Genomic DNA, 17,702 nt, shown 5'->3' with positions numbered 1-17,702 from the left:
TTCCGGTCGGCCTAGTGCGAGATCCCGTCGATGTCTACCGGGAGGTGGGACGGTCCGCGCAGGAACGGGCTCGGCCGGTATGGAGGCGGGTCGTCCACCAGCCGCGGGTTCTCGATTCTGCTGGCGAATTCGGTGAGGGCGATCTGGGCTTCCAGCCGGGCCAGGGGTGCTCCGAAGCAGAGGTGGATGCCGCCTCCGAATCCCAGGTGGCCGTTGTTGGGCCGGTCCGGGATGAAGAGGTCGGGGTCGGTGGCGTGGGCTGGGTCGCGGTTGGCGGCGGCCAGGAGCAGCGTAAAGGACGCCCCGGCCGGGATGGTCGTGCCGCCGATGTCGATATCGTCGAGCGCGGTGCGGAAGGGGACGAAATGCACGGGCGGCTCGTAGCGGAGCAGTTCCTCCACCATCGGGATGGCCAAGTCTGGGTCGTTCCGCAGCCTCTGAAGCTCGTGCGGGTGGCGGAGCAAGGTCAGCGCGCCGTTGGCGATGAGGTTCACTGTGGTTTCGTGTCCGGCGATGAGCAGCAGCAGTCCGGTGCCCACCAGTTGCTCCGCCGGCAGGCTGCCTTCCGGGCTGTCGTCGGTGGCCATCGCCGAGAGCATGTCCTCGCCCGGTGACTTCCGGTGGGACTCGACCAACTCCTCCATAAAGGCGCGAAGCTCCGCCCCCGCTTCCGCCCGCTTTTTCTGCTGGGTTTCCGGATCGAGGCCGGGATCGGTGGACTGCAGGGCGACGTCCACCCAGACCCGGAAGCGCTGCCTGTCGCTCGGAGGCACACCGAGCAGCTCGCAGATCACCGTGACCGGCAGCGGATAGGCCAGCTCATCGACGACGTCGATCCTGCTGCGGCCCGCCATCTTGTCGATCAGGTCGGTGACGATCTCCTTCATCCGGGGCTCCAGCCCGGCGATCCGTCCCGGAGTCGCGGGCGGCCCGAAGTGGCGCATGGTCATCCGGCGAAACTTGTCGTGATCCGGCGGATCCATGCTCAGGAACGTCGGCGTCATGTCGGCACCGTCGCCCTCGTTCGCAGAGACGCCCGCGGCGGCGGCGGCCGGATTGCGACTGATCTCGGAACTCACCCGCGGATCGTGCAGCAGCGAGGCAATCTCGGCGTAGGTGCTGACCAGGTAGGTTCCGTCCGGCAGCCGCGTCACCGGTGCCCTGCGGAGTTCAGCGTAAAACGGGTAGGGGTTGGCCCGATTGGAGTAGTCGAGGACCTGCTCCCAGGAGCTTGCTTGGTTCATGGTGAATGCTCCTTTGATCGCGGGGCGGTATCCGCCGGTCTCCGGGACGGCGTGTCACCGGCGGCGGGATTGGTCAGTCTGGCGCGGCGTTCGTTGGGGTCGTGGCCTGTCACCACCACGGTGGCGTCCTGCGTGGGGCTGACCGCCGGCCTGAAGCCGGCCGGTACGGCGTGTCCATCGGCCGACTCGTCCACATGGTGGAACGAGGGCGGGAAGGGCGCGGCCTGCTCGATCAGCGGTTCGTAGAATTCAAGCCACTTGTTCTGGTTGAAGGCGACCGCTGCCACGATGCGGCCCTTGTAGCCGTAGACGGCGAGGAAGCGCCGCTCTGCCACCGATCCCTGGACGATGGCGACTTCATCCGCGGCCGAGGGAACACCGACGCTCTTGATTTCGGTGCCGAACTGCACCGACCAGAATTGCGGCACCGCCAGGTGCGGCCAGCGGTCGGTCTCGCGGCTGACCATATTGTGCGCCGCAACCTCCGCCTGCGAGATGGCATTGCCCCAATGCTCAACGGCCAGGAACTGGTAGCCGTACATTGGCTGCGGGGCTCGCGCTATGTCCCCGGCGACGAAGACGTCATCGGTGACCAGCCCGTTGGCGTCGAAGGCGCGGCAGCCGGCGTCGCAGGCAACGCCCCACACGCCGCAAGCCAGCCCGGAATCTGCGAGCCACTCGACATTGCGCACGGAGCCCAGCGCGGCGACCGCCACGTCGACCTCTACCGTGGCCCCGTCGGAGAGCACGGCCCGGCGCAGCTGTCCTCCGGCATCGCCTTCGAGGGAAGTGACCCGGACGCCGCAGCGCAGGTCCACACCCTTCTCGAGGTGCAGCTCACCGGCGATGGCGCCGATGGTGCCGCCGAGGGCAGCGACGAGCGGGGCCGGCCCGGCCTCTGCGACGGTGACCGGCAGGCCGAGTTCGCGGCACACGGACGCGACCTCGCAACCGATGAATCCGGCGCCGATCACCAGCACCCGGCGCGGGCGCTCGGCCAGGATCTGCCGGAGTTTCGAGGCGTCTTCCCGGGTGCGCAAGGTCAACACGCCGTCCAGTGCTGCCTCCGCCGGGTTCGGCCAGGGGCGCGAGCGCAAGCCGGTGGCGATCATCAACTTGTCGAATTCGATCCGGCTGCCGTCGGCGAGCCGGACTTGCTTCGCCGGCAGGTCCAGACCGGTCGCCGCGACGCCCAGCCGCCAGTTGGCGCGGATGTCCCGGCGGCGGGGCAGCGAGGTATCCGCCGAGCGCAGCGTCCCGGCCAGCAACTGTTTGGACAGCGGCGGCCGGTCGTAGGGCTCGTGGGGTTCCTCGCCGACCAGGGTCAGCGAGCCGGTGAAGCCTTCCTCGCGCAGCCGTTCCGCCGCGTGCAGCCCCGTCAGGGAGGCGCCAACGATGACGATCCGTCCTGTTTTCTTGAACGTGTTGTCGCCGTCCCCGGCGGGGTCAGCCGTCCCCGGGCGCGTATCCGGATGCTGTGATCCGTTCGGCCCGTCCATCTGTTCGAGGGTGATGGCCTGGACCGGACACGCGGCGGCGGCCCGCCGGATCCGGGTGCGCTGCGCCCCGTCCGGATCCGGGTCGTAGGTGAGCGCCTCGTCCCCCTGGATGCGGAAGACGTCCGGGGCAAGAAAGGCGCACTGGGCATACCCCTGGCATTTAGTGAGATCGACGGCGATCCGCATGCCGCACTTCTTCCTCTTGCCGGCTTCCGGCCGCGATCCGCCGATCGGCCGGCGCCTCAGGAGTGAACCGTGATGGCCCCCGTCCCGGCAGGTCTTAAGGCCCCGAGGCGGGCCCGGGTGGGGGCCCCAGCGTGATGCATGATCAAGTGAATCGAGTCTAGGCCGCGTAGGCGGGGCGGCGGAAGGGGCCTTCCCGGTGCCTTACCGGCGCGCGTCTTGTCGATCCGTGCCACCCACCGGGTGGAGCACAGCCTTGCGTCTGCTGCCGGCTCCCGGCGGGTCCTCAATGCGGCGCGGACCGTTGATCATGACCGCCCCTACCAGCATCACCACGATGCAGGCGCCCAGCATGGCAAAGGAAGCGGTCCACGAACCGGTGGATTCGTGCACCACCCCAAACAAAAGCGGGGCCACGCTGGCGCCGGCGTAACCGATGCCCTGGCTGAAGCCGGACAGCACCGCCGAACCGTGCGTGGTGCGCGAGCGCAGGTTGACCATCAGCAGTGCGGTGGCGAAGGTGCCCTGGCCCAGCCCGGACAGCGTCACCCACCACCAGGTGCCCGCGTCCGGCGACAGCAGCAGGCCCGTATGGCCGCCGATCCAGCAAGCGGTGAAGACCAGGATGGCGGTGATCGGCTGCTTCAGTCGCGGCACAATCAGCGGCACCAGCAGGCTGACCGGCAGCCCCAGGATGGCGAAGTAGGCCAAGGCCGAACCGGCCGACGCGGCGTCGACTCCGTGCTCGGTCAGGTACGGCGGCAACCAGGTGAAGTACACGTAGGTCTGCGCGGAGTTGCCGGCCAGGAAAATCGCCAGTCCCCAGGCCACCGGCGAGCGCCAGGGATTCAGCTTCCCGGGCGCAGGCGAGGAAGCCGCCGAAGCCGCGGCACCGCCGTCGTACGTCCTGCCCTTCCGCCGGTCGCGCGCCGCCTGTACCGCCCACGGGATTAGCACCACGGCGCTGACCGAGGCCCAGAGCGCCAGCGATACCCGCCAGCCGGCGGCGTCCGCCAATGGGACCGAAAACTGTGGGCTCATCGCGGTGCCCACTGCCAACAGCGTCACGTAGCCGGCGGTGACCACGCCGATGCGATCCGGGAAGTACTTCCGCACCAGCGGAGGCAGCACCACATTGCCGATGCCATACCCGGCCATCACCACCCCGCTGAGGGCCAGGAAGGGCCAGACCCCGTCGACGGCGGCGCGGCCCAGTTGTCCGGCAACCGCCAGCAGCACGGCCGCCACCAGCACCTTTTCCAGCCCGAGCCAGCGGATCAGGGCCGGCGTGCACAGGCCCGCCACCGCGAAGACCAGCGGCGGCAGCATGGCCAGCGCACCGATGGTGGTCGCGTCGAAACCCAGTTCCGGCCCCAGTTCGCCCAGCAGCGGACCCACCGCGGAGACCGCTGCGCGCAGGCTCAGCGCCATGGTCAGGATGCCCAGCAGCGCACCGATCCGCCCGGTCCAGGGCTTGCGGAGGAAGGAGTTCACCTGCCTACCCTAGCCGGGTGTTGCCCCCATCACCCGGCGGGAGCCGGAGCGCGGCGCGGTAGCCGGGCCAGATGAACGGCACGGCGGCGGTTGCCGTGCAGTCGCTGTCCCGCCGCCGTGGCCGCCGCCCTTGGAGGCACCGCCGTCGTTGTTCCCTCCCGTCGTAACCAACTTACGAAGGGTGACACGCGCCACCGTAAGATGGTGCTGGCGCCCTCCCCATGCGGCGCCGGGACCGCAGCAACGCCCTCTCGGGCAAGGTAGGCGGCCGCCCGAGGAACAAGGAAGTGGTGCCACAAGCATGCTTGACCAGTCAACGATTGAGTCCATCGCCGACGAGCTGGTGGAGGCGGGACGGACCCGGACGCCGGTGCAACGGCTGACCGCCCGCTACCCGGAGATGACCATTGAGGACTCCTATAAGGTGCAGAACCTGTGGCGGGAGCGCAGCGAAGCCGCCGGGCGGACCCTGGCCGGCCGCAAGATCGGGCTGACGTCCAAGGCCATGCAGTACGCCACCGGCATCAGCGAACCGGACTACGGGATCATCTTCGACGACATGATCCTGGAAAACGGCTGCACGGTGAAGTGGGACCAGTACACCCACCCGCGCATTGAAGTTGAACTGGCCTTTGTGCTCAACCGCGACGTCAAGGGCCCCAACGCCACCATCTTCGACGTTCTCAACGCCACCGAATACGTGGTTCCCGCGCTGGAGATCCTGGACTCGCGGATCGAGATGGAAGGCCGCACCATCGTGGACACCATCTCGGACAACGCCGCGATGGGCGCCATGGTGATCGGCGGCAATCCGGTCCGGCCGCAGGACGTTGACCTGCGCTGGATCTCCGCCATCCTGTACAAGAACCAGACGGTGGAGGAGACCGGCGTGGCCGCCGGCGTGCTCAACCACCCGGCCGCCGGCGTCTACTGGCTGGCCAACAAGATCGCCCCGCACGGCGACCACCTCAAGGCCGGCGAGACCATCTTGGCTGGCTCCTTCACCCGGCCCATGTGGGTGCACGAAGGGGACACCGTGTTCGCCGATTACGGACAGCTGGGAACCATCACATGCCGTTTCGAGTAGAACCCGATCCGTCCTTTAAGGACGCGCTGGCCGCCGCCGACCGCCCGCTGGCGGGCATCTGGGTGTGCTCCGGCTCGCCCCTGATCGCGGAGCTGTGCGCCGGCGCCGGCTTCGACTGGATCTTCATCGACGCCGAGCACTCCCCCAACGGGCTGGAGTCCGTGCTGGCCCAGCTGCAGGCGGTGCGCGGCTACCCCAGCATCCCGGTGGTCCGGCCGGCGGTCAACGACACCGTGCTGATCAAGCAGTACCTGGACCTGGGCGCGCAGACGCTGATCATCCCGATGGTGCACACCGCCGAGCAGGCCCGTGCTGCCGTCGCAGCCACCCGCTACCCGCCGGCCGGCGTGCGCGGCGTCGGTTCCGCGCTGGCCCGGTCGGCCCGCTGGAACCGGATCCCGGACTACCTCACCCGGGCGGAGGAAACGCTGACGCTGATCGTGCAGATCGAGTCCGCGGAGGCCGTGGAGAACGCGGCCGAGATCGCCGCGGTGGACGGTGTGGACGGCGTGTTCATCGGCCCGTCCGATCTGGCCGCGTCGATGGGCGTGATCGGGCAGCAGGAGCACCCCGAGGTGGTTGCCGGCGTGGAGAAGGCGCTGAAGGCTGCCAAGGCGGCCGGCAAGTTCGTGGGGGTCAACGCCTTTGCCGAGGCCTCGGCCCGCCGCTACATGGAGTGGGGCGCGGACTTTGTGGGCGTCGGCGCCGACGTGGCGCTGCTGGCCCGCGGCTCCGAAGCCCTGGCCGCCAAGTACCTCCCGGCGGACGGGGACGGCGCGGCCGGGACACCGGCCAGCTACTGATCCTGCAGATCACGACGGCGGTGCTTCGGTTGGGTTTCGCGGCCCACCGAAGCGCCGCCGTCGGCGTACCGGGCTGTCGTCGTCGTCCCGCGCCGCCGGGGTTCAGGCCGCCCCGGCGGAGTTAAGATCGGAGCAACGAATCTGCGCGTGGTCGAGGAGAGTGAAAAGTGGCAGCTGCAGGCGGCCGTACGCTCGGTCAAGCGGCCATGAACCCCGCCCTGGCACGCACCTCGGCTGAGCCCGGCGGTGTCGGGTTGATGGACCACCCGCTCCGCGCACCAGGGGCAGACGAGGTGGAAGTGCGGGTCAGCCTCTGCGGGCTGTGCGGATCGGACGTCATCATCTACCGTGCCGACCCGGCCGCGGCGACGGTTCCGCTCGGCATGGTGCTCGGCCACGAGTCGGTCGGCTCGGTGGTCCGCACCGGGCTGCTGGTTCCGGAATGGCTCGCGCCGGGGACCCGTGTGGTGCCGATTTCCACAGTAGGCTGCGGCCACTGCGAGGCATGCCGGGCGGACCAACCGCACCTGTGCCCCAGGCGGACCGGCTTGGGCCTGACCCAGCACGGCCAGGCAGCCTCGCGGGCGCTGGTCCCGTGGCGCAATGTGGTACCCGTGCCTGAGTCAATTCCGGATACTACCGCCGTGCTCGCCGAGCCTGCTTCCATTGCCTGGCGCGCGGTCTCCACAGTGGCCCGGATCCAGCCCGGCGAGCGGGTGGCGGTTTCGACCACCCGCAGTATTGGCCTGCTCGCCGGCTTGATGGCACAGCGCGCCGGTGCCGCGGTGACGATGATCGGCCGCGAAGGTCCCGGTCACGCGGCGCGAGTCGAATTGGCCGCGAGCCTTGGCTTGGAGAGCACCACCGGGCAGCAGCCCGACACCTATGATGTGTGGATCGAAGCGACCGGTGCGGGTGTTCATTTGGCACGGGCTGTCGAGGAACTGCGGCCGCACGGCCGCCTGGTCATGGTGGCGATGTATGCCACCGGTACCGCCTCCGCGCCGGTGGTCCGGACCAGCAAGACTCTTGACGTCCTGCACAGCTTCATCTCCACCCGGCAGGATTTCGAGCAGGCCCTTGCTTTCCTTGCAACCCTGCCGGCGTTGGGCGAGCGCCTGATCACGACCTATCCGATGGACCGGGCCGTGGAAGCGCTGCGGCTCACCGCGGACGGCAGCACCGACGCCGCCGGACGGCCGCTGATCAAGGCCGTGTTGCAGCCCAACCCCTGACCCGAAAAGTCCTGGACATGTGACTGTTTTGTCACCTATCATGAATCCCATGGATGCCGTGTTCAAAGCGTTGGCGGATCCCACCCGGCGTGAACTGCTGGATGAACTGTTCCGCGAGGACGGGCAGACCCTCACCGCGCTCGAAGCGCACTTCGACATCACGCGTTTCGGCGTCATGAAGCACCTGAAGCAGTTGGAAGCGGCCAACTTGGTTCTGACCCGCCGCCGCGGCCGGGAGAAACTCCACTTCCTCAATCCGGTGCCCATCCGGCTCATCCACGACCGGTGGGTGAGCAAGTATGCACAGCCGTGGGCCGCTGGGCTCAGCGACCTCAAATCCCGATTGGAAAATCCGATGGAAAAGATCTTTGAGATCTACATTCGCACCACCCCGGAAAAGCTCTGGGACGCCATCACGGACAGCGAGATCAGGAGCAAATACTCCTTCGGCAACCGGATCCAGACCGACTGGACACCGGGCTCCGGCTACACCATGACCAATCCCAGGGCGGATGCCCCGTTGGGCGAAGGCGAGAACCTGGAAGTGGACCCGCCGCGCAAGCTGGTGCAGACCATGCGCGCGCTCTGGGGCGAGGACGTGATCGCCGAGGGCACCTCGCGGGTGACCTGGGAGATCGAGCAGGTGGGGGACTCCTGCCGGCTTACCGTCACGCACGACCAGCTGCGCGAAGGCGCCAATGACCAGCTGTACGGCGGCTGGCCCATGATCCTCTCCGGACTGAAGACCTGGCTGGAAACCGGCGAGCTGCTGACCACCCCGGGTTCATTGATGTACACCTGAGCCGGAGATGGGGAAAGCACGACGCCGGCGCCCGCCTGCTTCGGAGCATGGGCACCGGCGCCGCCCCTAGTCTGCCGTGGGCCGAACGGCTTTCACGGCGAGGCTGGCTGTCTTTTCGGCCTGCTTCCGCGCCCGATCGCGGGCCTTGGCCAGAACCTCCTGCTCCTTCCGCCGGGCCTCGCGCAGCTTTTGTTCAGCTTGCCGTAGCGCTGTTTCGGCGTCGCGGCGTCTCCGCGACGCCTCACGAGCCTCCGGATCCTTCATAACGGCGGCTTCGATGGACGGATTGGCCGCCTCACTCCACTCCTCGTCGTCGGATTCTCTTGGCAGGCCTTGGCCGGCGCCCGTGCCGGCGACCTCCTGCTCTTGCGAGGCATCGATGAGGCCGGAAATGCCATCGAGGACAACCTCCAAGCCGGCCGCAAACGGGTCGTTGGTGCTGTCCGGCCCCATCAGCCCCATCTGCAGCACGCGGGCGACCGCCGGGAACTGCTCCGGCGACACCAACGACACCAACAACTGCTCTTGGCTCCGTTCCACTTCCGCCAGCGCCGCATCGTCCGGGGCGGCCTGCATGTACATGCGTTCGATCAGAGCCTGCCAATAGCCGTAGCCGCTCAACAGCAAAGTGACCGACAGCCGGTCGGCGTGGCTCAACTGTGTGGACTCGAAGGCGGCCAGACCGGCATCCATCCATGCCACACTGTTCGGCGTCGACGGGATTCCCTGCATGGGAATATCAAGCACCCAGGGCCGCGCCCGGTACACGGCAATCAGTGATCCAAACCAGCCCTTGGCGGCTTCCCGCCAGCCCGTATCCGGATTGAACTGCGGCGGCACGCCCAGTGCCCGCTCGTACATCAGCATGACCATGTCCTCCTTGGCCGAGACATACCGATACAGGGACATGGTGGTGAAACCGAGCTTCGCGGCCACCGCCGTCATGGAGACGGCAGCCAACCCCTCGGCGTCGGCAATCTCCATGGCCACCTCCACGATGCCCTCGACGCTTAGCTCCCGCTTGGGACCCCGCTGGGGCGTGGCAGCCACACCCCAGGCCAGGGCTATGCCACGTGGAAGTTCGGGTGTTTCGTCGGCTGTCCTCATACCCTCCATCTTCCCGCCGTAGAGCCGCCCGCGGGAAATCGCTTGACAACGTTTCCCACAACTGTGTATCACTTAAACTCTGTTTATGTCATAAACAGATTAGAGAGATCGGCAATCCCGGTCAGATCATTTGGAGATGCATCTATGGAAGACACCATCCGGGCACGCGGGATCCGCAAGGCCTTTGGTCAAAAGACCGTGCTGAACGGCATCGATTTAAATGTTGGCCGCGGAACCATTGCGGCCATCCTCGGCCCTAACGGAGCTGGCAAGACCACACTGCTCAACATCCTGTCGACGCTCACTCCGCCCGATGCCGGCACAGCATCGATCAATGGCCATGACCTGGCGGCAACTCCGGCCTTGGTCCGCGAGTCGATCAGCGTGACCGGCCAGTCCGCGGCTGTGGACGAGATCCTCACGGCCGAGGAAAACCTCCAGATGATGGGCCGCCTGAACGGACTGGACCGGGCCGGCGCCCGCCGGCGCAGCCGCGACCTGCTTGAGGATTTCGGATTGCAGGAGTCATCCAACAACCGGGTGGCCACGTTCTCGGGCGGCATGCGCCGGCGGCTGGACCTGGCCCTGGGGCTGGTGGCAGCCCCGCCGGTCATTTTCCTGGACGAACCAACCACCGGCCTGGACACCCGGAGCCGCCGGGCACTGTGGGACACCATCCATGGGCTGCGCGCCGGCGGTGCCACTATCTTGCTGACCACCCAGTATCTCGAGGAGGCGGACGAACTCGCCGACACAGTCATTGTCATCAATGACGGCCGGGTAGTAGCGAGCGGCTCCCCCGGCGAGCTCAAGGCGGAACTGGGTGAGACCGTCGTCGAACTCAAGAACAACGACGGCGGACTGCTGGCCTCCGTTCCCACCGACGGGACCTTGGCTGGGCTGCGCGCGGCGATGGAGCAACTTGAGGCTTCGGCGGCGCCGGACGCCGCAGTCTCGCTCCGCTCCCCCAGCCTGGACGATGTCTTCCTCCACCTGACCGATGCCCCCGCACTGCCCGGCTCGACTGCACAGAAAGTACTCCTATGACTTCCGCCAACACATCTGCTTACACAGCCGGATCATTAAACGGCCGACGGCGGCGTCCCGCCTGGGGAGTGACCGACGCCGTCTTGATCGGCCGCAGCATCCGCCATTCGCTGCGCAATGTCGACGCCATGCTGATGGCCATCCTGCTGCCGGTCATCCTGATGCTGCTGTTCACCTACGTTTTCGGTGGCGCGATCTCCCCCGATGGCGGATACGTGGACTATGTGGTTCCCGGCATCATCCTGACCTGCGCCGGGTTCGGGGCGTCCTCATCCGCCGTGGACACAGCCACCGACCTGGCCAACGGAATCATCGACCGGTTCCGCACCCTGCCGATCCGCAGTTCGGCGGTGCTGACCGGCCATACGGTCGCATCGCTGGCCCGCAACTTGGTGGCGACCGCCGTAGTGATCCTGGTGGCTCTGCTGGTGGGCTTTCGGCCATCGGCCGGACCGCTGGAATGGCTGGGCGCAGCAGGGATTATTGCCCTGTACATCTTGGCCATCACCACCCTGTTTACGGCGATCGGAGTGGTGGCCGGCTCACCGCAGGCGGCCTCCGGCTACGGCTTCGTGCTGCTGTTTCTGCCGTATCTGTCCAGCGCTTTTGTCCCGGTGGATACGATGCCGGGGTGGCTGCAGTGGATGGCCGAGCACCAGCCGATCACGGCAGTCAACGAAACCATGCGGGCACTGCTGATGGGGACCGAGATGGATAGGTATGGTCCCGCCGCAGTGTTGTGGTGCTCGGGAATAGCAGCCGTCGGCGCTGCTTGGGGCGCGTGGGCGTTTCGACGCCGGGCCGGCCGCCGGTGACTTCGACTGTCCCGCCCCACGTCCCATCGAAGAATCAGCAGGAGCCCTTTTCGCGGCCGAAAAGGGCTCCTGCTGAATAGTCATCCCGGGTCGGGTGTTCCGGGTCGGGTGCTCCGGGTCGGGTGTTCCGGGTCGGGTGTTCCGGGGCGTCGGGTCAGGAGAGCTTGGACGCCACCAGCGAGGTCAGGTCCACCAGACGGTTGGAGTAGCCCCACTCGTTGTCGTACCAGCCAATGACCTTGACCTGGTTGCCCATCACCTTGGTCAGGCCGGAGTCAAAGATGGCCGACGCCGGATCGGTGACGATGTCTGAGGAAACGATCGGGTCCTCGGTGTAGGTGAGGATGCCGGCCAGCCGCGGGTCGGCGGCGGCGGCCTTGAACGCGTCGTTGACCTCCTCCACGGTGACCTCGCGGCCCACGGTCACGGTCAGGTCGGTGGCGGAGCCGGTGGGCACCGGCACACGGATGGCAAACCCGTCCAGCTTGCCCTTCAGCTCCGGCAGCACTTGCCCGATCGCCTTCGCTGCGCCGGTGGAGGTGGGAACCATGTTGATGGCGGCGGCGCGGGCGCGGCGCAGGTCGCGGTGCGGGCCGTCCTGCAGGTTCTGGTCCGCGGTGTAGGCGTGGATGGTGGTCATCAGCCCCTGCTCGATGCCGAAGTTCTCGTGCAGCACCTTGGCCAGCGGGGCCAGGCAGTTGGTGGTGCAGGAGGCGTTGGACACGATGTGGTGCGTCCCGTCGTCGTACTCCCCGTCGTTGACGCCCATCACCACGCTGAGCACGTCCCCCTTGGCGGGGGCGGAGATCAACACCTTGCGGGCGCCGGCCACCAGATGCTTTTCCGCATCCGCTGCGGTGGTGAAGCGGCCGGTTGACTCGACCACAATGTCCACGCCGAGTTCACGCCATGGCAGATTGCCGGGATCACGTTCGGCGAGGACCTTGATGACCTTGCCGTCCACCACCAGATCGCCCTCGGCAACCGCAACGTCGGCGGCCAGCCGGCCGACCACCGAATCGTACTTGAGCAGATGCGCCAGGGTCTCCGGCGAGCCGAGGTCGTTAATGGCCACGATCTCCAGGTCGGAACCCAGTTTGCCCTGCGCCATGGCGGCCCGGAAGTAGTTGCGGCCGATCCGCCCGAAACCGCTGATGCCAATCCGAACTGCCATGGGAACTCCTTTTATTTAGCGTCTAAATTTATGTTCCATTATTATTATCCTGATGCTGCCCGACAAGGTCAAGGGGAACGATGTGAGCACCACAGCCACCACTCCGCAGGTGCTGCGGCTGGCCAACCTGAAGGCCGTGTTATCGGTGATGCGGGCGAACGGCGCGGTCACCGGCACTGACCTGATCGAGGCCACCGGGCTCACCCGGGCGACGGCCATCGCGGTCTGCGACGATCTGGCGGCCCGCGGCTGGGTCCGGGAGCTGCCGGGTGAACGCCTGGTGGGCACCACGAAGGGCAGACCGGCACGGCGCTTCGAGTTCAACCCGGCGGCCGGCTGCGTGCTGGGGATGGACGTGGGCATGGCCACCGCCACCGTACTGGTGGCCGACCTGAAGGGCCGGACGCTGGCCAGGGTGTCCGAGCGGTTCGAGAAGCCGCCCGCCAGCGCAGCCTCGCGCCGCGCCACAATCAAGCAGGTTGTCGCCAGCGCGCTGGATGAGGCGGGACTGCCGCCGTCCGCCGTGATGGCCGCCGCCATCGGCGTCTCCACGGTGGTGGACCGGCACGGCAACGTGGCCGCCGGGCATGAACTGTCCGAGCACTTCGACATCGGCCTGCAGAGCGAAGTCTTCGCCGACTACGGCTGGCCGGTGCTGCTGGAGAACGATGCGAATCTGGCGGCGCTGGCCGAGCGCTGGAGCGGCGTCGGAACCGGCGTCGACGATCTGGCCGTTATGCTGGCCGGCGAGCGTCTGGGCACCGGGCTGATTGAATCGGGCCGACTGCTGCACGGCTGCAATGGCGGCGCCGGCGAAGTGGGCACGCTCGAACTGGTGGACGGGGTGGGCAGCCAGGACGGCATCGCCCGGCTCGCCCGCTACTGGGGCAATGAAGCCCTCGCCGCTGACGCACCAACGCTGATCCGCGGACTGGTCGGGCCGGGAACCAGCCGGGTGTCGGCGCGCTTTGTGTTCGAGGCGGCGGCCCGTGGCGACGAGGTGGCCCAGGGGATCTTGGAACGGATTGGCCTGCGCATGGCCCGGGTGATCGCAGTGCTCGGGACCTTCTTTAACCCGGAACTGGTGGTCATCGGCGGCGCGGTGGCGGCCTCGGCATCAGCCCTGCTGCCCACCATCACCCGCGAACTCCCCCGCCTCACCGCGACGCCTCCGCGAGTGGCGGTGTCCGAGTTCGGCGATGCGATTGTGGCGGCCGGCGCCGTACGCCTGGCACTGGACTACGTGGAGGAACACGCCATGGAATTGGCACCGGCCGAGGCGCCGGCCTGATCCACAGCACGACGGCGGTGTCTCCGGTGCCGGGTGCCGCCGGAGAGGTCAGGTCAGGACGTTGATCGGTGCGCCGTCGAGGTAGGCCTGGATGCTTTCCAGCATTTGGGTGTAGCCCAGCCGGTGGGCCTCTACGGTGACGAAGCCGATGTGCGGGCTGATGATCAGGTTGGGCACGTCGAGCAGCGGGCTGTCCCGCGGGAGCGGCTCCACGTCGAAGACATCCAGTGCTGCCGCGGCGATCCTCCCGTCGGCCAGCGCGGCGGCCAGGGCCGCCTCGTCCACCAACGGGCCGCGCGATGTGTTGACCAGCCGGCCTGCCGGACCGAGCAGGTCCAGTTCCGCGGCGCCGACCATTCCCACGGTCGACTCCGCGAGCTTCAGGTGGATGCTGACGATGTCCGAGCGGCGGAACAAATCCTCCTTGGATACCAACTGCGCCCCGTGTTCGGCGGCGCGCCCCGCGGTCAGGTGCGGACTCCAGGCCAGCACCTCCATACCAAAGGCCGCGGCGTAGCCAGCCATCAGCTGGCCCAACCGGCCGAGCCCAAGCAGCCCGATTGTTGCCCCGGCCAGATCGATTCCCATCCGGGCCTGCCAGATTCCGGCGCGCACATCCCGGTCATTCTGCGGGATCTCCCGCGCCACCCCCATCACCAGCGCCCAAGCCAGTTCGGCCGGCGCCGCCGTGCCCTTCTGCGTTCCACACACGATCACGCCGCGCTGGCGCGCCGCGTCCAGGTCGATCGAGGCGTTGCGCATTCCGGTGGTGGTGACCAGCTTGAGGTCCGGCAACCGGTCCATCAGTTCGGCGGTGATCGGCGTCCGCTCGCGCATCGTGACCACCACCTGCGCGCCGGCCAGGCGCTCGGCGAGGGCATTGACGTCGTCAAGATGGTCGGTAAAGCGTTCGACGGCGATGCCCGCCGGCAACTGCTCCCACGGGGCGCTGCTGAGCGCTACGTTCTGATAATCGTCGAGGATGGCGATCTTCACGAGGCCAGCCTAGCGGCAGGCGGGGCCGGCCACCCGGAGGAGGACCACTCCGGATGAAGAGACGGTGCCGAGGCCAACGCGGCACGGTTAAACGCACCAGGCAGGGCCCGGATGCTTCCGGACCCTGCCTGTGTGGCGCGGGGAATTAGTTGGACGGCAGAACGAAGGCCGAGTCCACGGTGATGGTGACCTTATCGCCCACCAGTACGCCGCCGGCTTCCAGGGCAGCGTTCCAGGTGATGCCGAATTCCTTGCGGGAAATCTGCGTGGTGGCGGAGAAGCCGGCGCGGGTGGCACCGAACGGGTCCACTGCCATGCCGCCGAACTCGACGTCGAAGACCACGGGCTTGGTGGTGTCCTTGATGGTCAGCTCGCCGGCCAGCTTGAACTCTTCCGGGTTGCCCTCGACATTGGTGGCCTTGAAGGTCATGTTCGGGTACTGCTCCACGTTGAAGAAGTCCTCGCCCTTGACGTGGGCGTCGCGGTTGTCATCGTTGGAGTCGAAGGAGGCGGTCTTTACGACGGCTTCGACGGAGGACGTGCCCAGGCTGTCGCCGACCACCAGGGTGGCGTCGGCGTCGGTGAACTGGCCGCGCACCTTGCTGATGCCGGCGTGGCGGACGGAGAAGCCGACCTCGGTGTGGGACTTGTCGAGGTTCCAAGTTCCTGGGGTGAGCTGTACGGCCATGTGGTGCCTCCTGGTTGAAGTCTGGGTTTGAAGCTCAGGTGAACTTCATGCTTATGCATCTACAATAACACCTGATGGTTGAAGTGTCAACCAATTTTTTCTGAACGGACGGAAAATTGTTCGCCCGGCGCCACATTGCCTGCCCTGCCGGAGCAAAACTCCGCATCTTCGGAACAACTGCCACTTCGAAGCCGTAGTTGCGGAAGTTGTTCAGGCTGTGACGCACCAATGTGACGCCCGGTGAACATCTGTGGCGCTCGGTGAGCCAACCCCGAATCCGGCTGGTCGGAGAATCAGCCGGGAGCGGTTGTGTTGCCGACATGCCGGGTAGATGATCGAACCAGGGTCCAAGCTGTCTCTCGTCCGGAGATGCAGGGTCCGGGACCGATGGAAGGGCAAGGGCCGGCATGGCAGCACCGCCAGTGTCGAAAGCTGCAGTGTTGACGGCGTGGATGCCAGCAATGTTGGCGGGCATCGTCTCGGCCGCGGTGCTCTTTGCCGTGGCAGAGCTGGCCGCGGCCTTCTTCGGTCCGGCCGCCTCACCGTTCGGCTCGGTGGGCGCCGCCGTGGTCGAACTGTCACCGCCGTGGCTGACCGAGTTTGCCATCTCCACGTTCGCGACGGCGGACAAACTGGTCTTGTTCATCTCCATGGGGATCGGCGCAACTCTTCTGGCCGCGGGCATCGGCGTGCTGGCCCTCCGGAACTGGACCGCCGGGGCGCTAGTGGTGGCAGCGCTGGGCGTGGGCATGGTGGTGTGCGTCCTCACCCGGGCCGGCGCCGTCCCTGCTGATGCCATCCCGACAGCGCTGGGTGCCGCCGTTGGCCTGTTCTGCCTGCGCTGGCTGATCCGGCTCCTGCCCGGCCCGGCGGTTCCAGCCGGCCGAACTGCCGTCCCAGCCGGCGCAGGGGGCGTCCCAGCCGAAGCGGCAGCCGATCCGGCCACAGCCACCCGGGAGGCGGATCCGGGGCGTCGCACCTTCCTCGCGACAGCGGGGGTGATGGCGGGCGCCGCCGTCGTCATGGGGATTGCCGCCGGCGCAATCTCCGCAGCCCGGAACGGCGCACGGCAGGTGCGCGAGGCTCTGGGCCTGCCAGCGGCGGCGCGGCCGGCCAAGCCGTTGCCGGCAGGTGTACAGGCTCCGGTGGACGGGGCCATTCCGTTCGTGACGCCGAACGCGCAGTTCTACCGCATCGACACGGCCCTGTTTGTCCCGTCGGTGGACCCGGCGCAGTGGACACTGCGCGTCCACGGTCTGGTGGAGGAAGAGGTCAGCATCGGCTTCCAGGACTTGCTCGAGGCCGATCTGCTGGAGAGCTACACCACCCTGACCTGCGTTTCGAATGAGGTGGGCGGGGGGCTCGCGGGGAATGCCCGCTGGCTGGGCTATCCACTGCGCGAACTGCTCGCGCGGGCTCGGCCGCTGCCCGAGGCGGACATGGTGCTATCCACCAGCATCGACGGATTCACGGCTTCCACTCCGCTGGCAGTGCTCACCGATGCGCGGAACGCGTTGCTCGCGATCGGAATGAACGGCGAACCGCTGCCGCTGGAACATGGTTTCCCGGTGCGGATGGTGGTGCCGGGACTGTACGGCTACGTGTCCGCCACCAAGTGGGTGGTGGACCTGGAAGTCACCCGGTTTGAGGACAAAACTGCGTACTGGACCAGCCGCGGTTGGTCGGACCATGGACCCATCAAGACCGCCTCGCGGATCGACGTGCCGCGCGCCGGGTCCCGCGTAGCCGCCGGCCGGACGCCCTTCGCGGGAACGGCGTGGGCACAACACCGGGGTATCTCGAAAGTTCAGGTGCAGTTGGACGACGGCGATTGGGCCGACGCCAAACTGGCCGCGGAGGCCTCAGTGGACACATGGCGCCAGTGGTATCTGGTACGGGACGATGTGCCCGCCGGCCAGCACATGCTGCGGGTCCGGGCCTGGGACGGCGACGGCAAGCTCCAGACGGAAACTCCGGCGCCGCCGGCCCCGAATGGCGCCAGCGGTTGGCACAGTATTGAATTCACCGCGGATTAGCGTCCGGGTCATCTTGGTCACAGGACGGCCATGCCGGGCGCGAGAATCCGCACCGCGGGGTCGGGAGGCTCCCAGCTTCGGTTGCTATGCTCAATAGCCGCCTCCCGCAGCGGCAGGCGGACTTCCGCCACAGGCGGGCACCGCCGTCGTTCTCGGCAGACCGATTCGCCTACCGTTCACTTCCCCTTCCTTTCAGGAGAC

At 67.5% G+C, this 17,702-nt stretch carries 15 protein-coding genes; 8 read left to right on the top strand and 7 right to left on the bottom strand.

Annotated features, from left to right (window positions below):
- Positions 1–11: 11 nt before the first annotated feature.
- The 3 genes from ACWF5H_RS03120 to ACWF5H_RS03110 all read right to left on the bottom strand — a co-directional run bounded on the left by ACWF5H_RS03120 (position 12) and on the right by ACWF5H_RS03110 (position 4,420).
- Positions 12–1,244 carry a cytochrome P450 gene (locus tag ACWF5H_RS03120; protein WP_452034773.1) on the bottom strand — a complete coding sequence of 411 codons (1,233 nt, stop codon included), beginning with the start codon at positions 1,242–1,244 and terminating at the stop codon, positions 12–14.
- Positions 1,241–2,929: an FAD-dependent oxidoreductase gene (locus ACWF5H_RS03115; protein WP_452034772.1), complete on the bottom strand. Its 1,689-nt coding sequence runs from the start codon at positions 2,927–2,929 to the stop codon at positions 1,241–1,243. Before ACWF5H_RS03115 ends, ACWF5H_RS03120 begins: the two co-directional genes overlap by 4 nt.
- Before the next feature lie 201 nt (positions 2,930–3,130).
- The gene (locus ACWF5H_RS03110) at positions 3,131–4,420 is read right to left on the bottom strand and encodes an MFS transporter (protein ID WP_452034770.1); all 1,290 of its coding nucleotides are present in this window, start codon (positions 4,418–4,420) and stop codon (positions 3,131–3,133) included.
- A 301-nt stretch (positions 4,421–4,721) separates the two neighbouring features.
- Here ACWF5H_RS03110 and hpaH point away from each other — a divergent pair, with 301 nt between their 5' ends.
- The 4 genes from hpaH to ACWF5H_RS03090 all read left to right on the top strand — a co-directional run bounded on the left by hpaH (position 4,722) and on the right by ACWF5H_RS03090 (position 8,347).
- Positions 4,722–5,507: a 2-oxo-hept-4-ene-1,7-dioate hydratase gene (hpaH, locus tag ACWF5H_RS03105; protein WP_127512373.1), complete on the top strand. Its 786-nt coding sequence runs from the start codon at positions 4,722–4,724 to the stop codon at positions 5,505–5,507.
- Entirely contained in the window at positions 5,492–6,310 is an 819-nt protein-coding gene (locus ACWF5H_RS03100) for an HpcH/HpaI aldolase family protein (protein ID WP_452034768.1), read from the top strand. The genes hpaH and ACWF5H_RS03100 overlap by 16 nt, the downstream gene beginning before the upstream one ends.
- A 167-nt stretch (positions 6,311–6,477) precedes the next feature.
- Positions 6,478–7,545: a zinc-dependent alcohol dehydrogenase gene (locus ACWF5H_RS03095; protein WP_452034766.1), complete on the top strand. Its 1,068-nt coding sequence runs from the start codon at positions 6,478–6,480 to the stop codon at positions 7,543–7,545.
- A 49-nt stretch (positions 7,546–7,594) separates the two neighbouring features.
- A complete protein-coding gene (locus ACWF5H_RS03090; protein WP_452035332.1) occupies positions 7,595–8,347 on the top strand; it encodes an ArsR/SmtB family transcription factor in 753 nt (250 codons plus the stop codon).
- 66 nt (positions 8,348–8,413) lie between these two features.
- Here ACWF5H_RS03090 and ACWF5H_RS03085 read toward each other — a convergent pair whose 3' ends face one another.
- A complete protein-coding gene (locus ACWF5H_RS03085) occupies positions 8,414–9,454 on the bottom strand; it encodes a TetR/AcrR family transcriptional regulator C-terminal domain-containing protein (RefSeq protein ID WP_452034765.1) in 1,041 nt (346 codons plus the stop codon).
- Between the two features lie 144 nt (positions 9,455–9,598).
- Here ACWF5H_RS03085 and ACWF5H_RS03080 point away from each other — a divergent pair, with 144 nt between their 5' ends.
- On the top strand, positions 9,599–10,501 hold the full coding sequence (locus ACWF5H_RS03080; protein WP_452034763.1) for an ATP-binding cassette domain-containing protein: 903 nt from the start codon (positions 9,599–9,601) through the stop codon (positions 10,499–10,501).
- Positions 10,498–11,316, top strand: a complete 819-nt coding sequence (locus ACWF5H_RS03075) for an ABC transporter permease (RefSeq protein WP_452034762.1) — start codon at positions 10,498–10,500, stop codon at positions 11,314–11,316. Before ACWF5H_RS03080 ends, ACWF5H_RS03075 begins: the two co-directional genes overlap by 4 nt.
- 154 nt (positions 11,317–11,470) lie before the next feature.
- Here ACWF5H_RS03075 and gap read toward each other — a convergent pair whose 3' ends face one another.
- Positions 11,471–12,490 (bottom strand): type I glyceraldehyde-3-phosphate dehydrogenase, encoded by a 1,020-nt coding sequence (gene gap / locus ACWF5H_RS03070; RefSeq protein ID WP_452034760.1) that lies wholly within the window; start codon positions 12,488–12,490, stop codon positions 11,471–11,473.
- Between the two features lie 82 nt (positions 12,491–12,572).
- Between gap and ACWF5H_RS03065 the strand changes: the two genes are divergently transcribed.
- Positions 12,573–13,781: an ROK family transcriptional regulator gene (locus tag ACWF5H_RS03065; protein WP_452034759.1), complete on the top strand. Its 1,209-nt coding sequence runs from the start codon at positions 12,573–12,575 to the stop codon at positions 13,779–13,781.
- Between the two features lie 48 nt (positions 13,782–13,829).
- Here the strand turns inward: ACWF5H_RS03065 and ACWF5H_RS03060 are convergent, their stop codons facing one another.
- Positions 13,830–14,777 carry a D-2-hydroxyacid dehydrogenase family protein gene (locus ACWF5H_RS03060; protein ID WP_452034758.1) on the bottom strand — a complete coding sequence of 316 codons (948 nt, stop codon included), beginning with the start codon at positions 14,775–14,777 and terminating at the stop codon, positions 13,830–13,832.
- 145 nt (positions 14,778–14,922) lie between these two features.
- On the bottom strand, positions 14,923–15,465 hold the full coding sequence (locus ACWF5H_RS03055) for a YceI family protein (protein ID WP_364651997.1): 543 nt from the start codon (positions 15,463–15,465) through the stop codon (positions 14,923–14,925).
- A 452-nt stretch (positions 15,466–15,917) separates the two neighbouring features.
- Between ACWF5H_RS03055 and ACWF5H_RS03050 the strand changes: the two genes are divergently transcribed.
- The gene (locus ACWF5H_RS03050; RefSeq protein WP_452034757.1) at positions 15,918–17,501 is read left to right on the top strand and encodes a molybdopterin-dependent oxidoreductase; all 1,584 of its coding nucleotides are present in this window, start codon (positions 15,918–15,920) and stop codon (positions 17,499–17,501) included.
- Positions 17,502–17,702: the final 201 nt, after the last annotated feature.

The organism is Arthrobacter sp. NPDC055138, from assembly GCF_053607305.1.
This window is presented reverse-complemented; position numbering and strand designations above follow the sequence as displayed.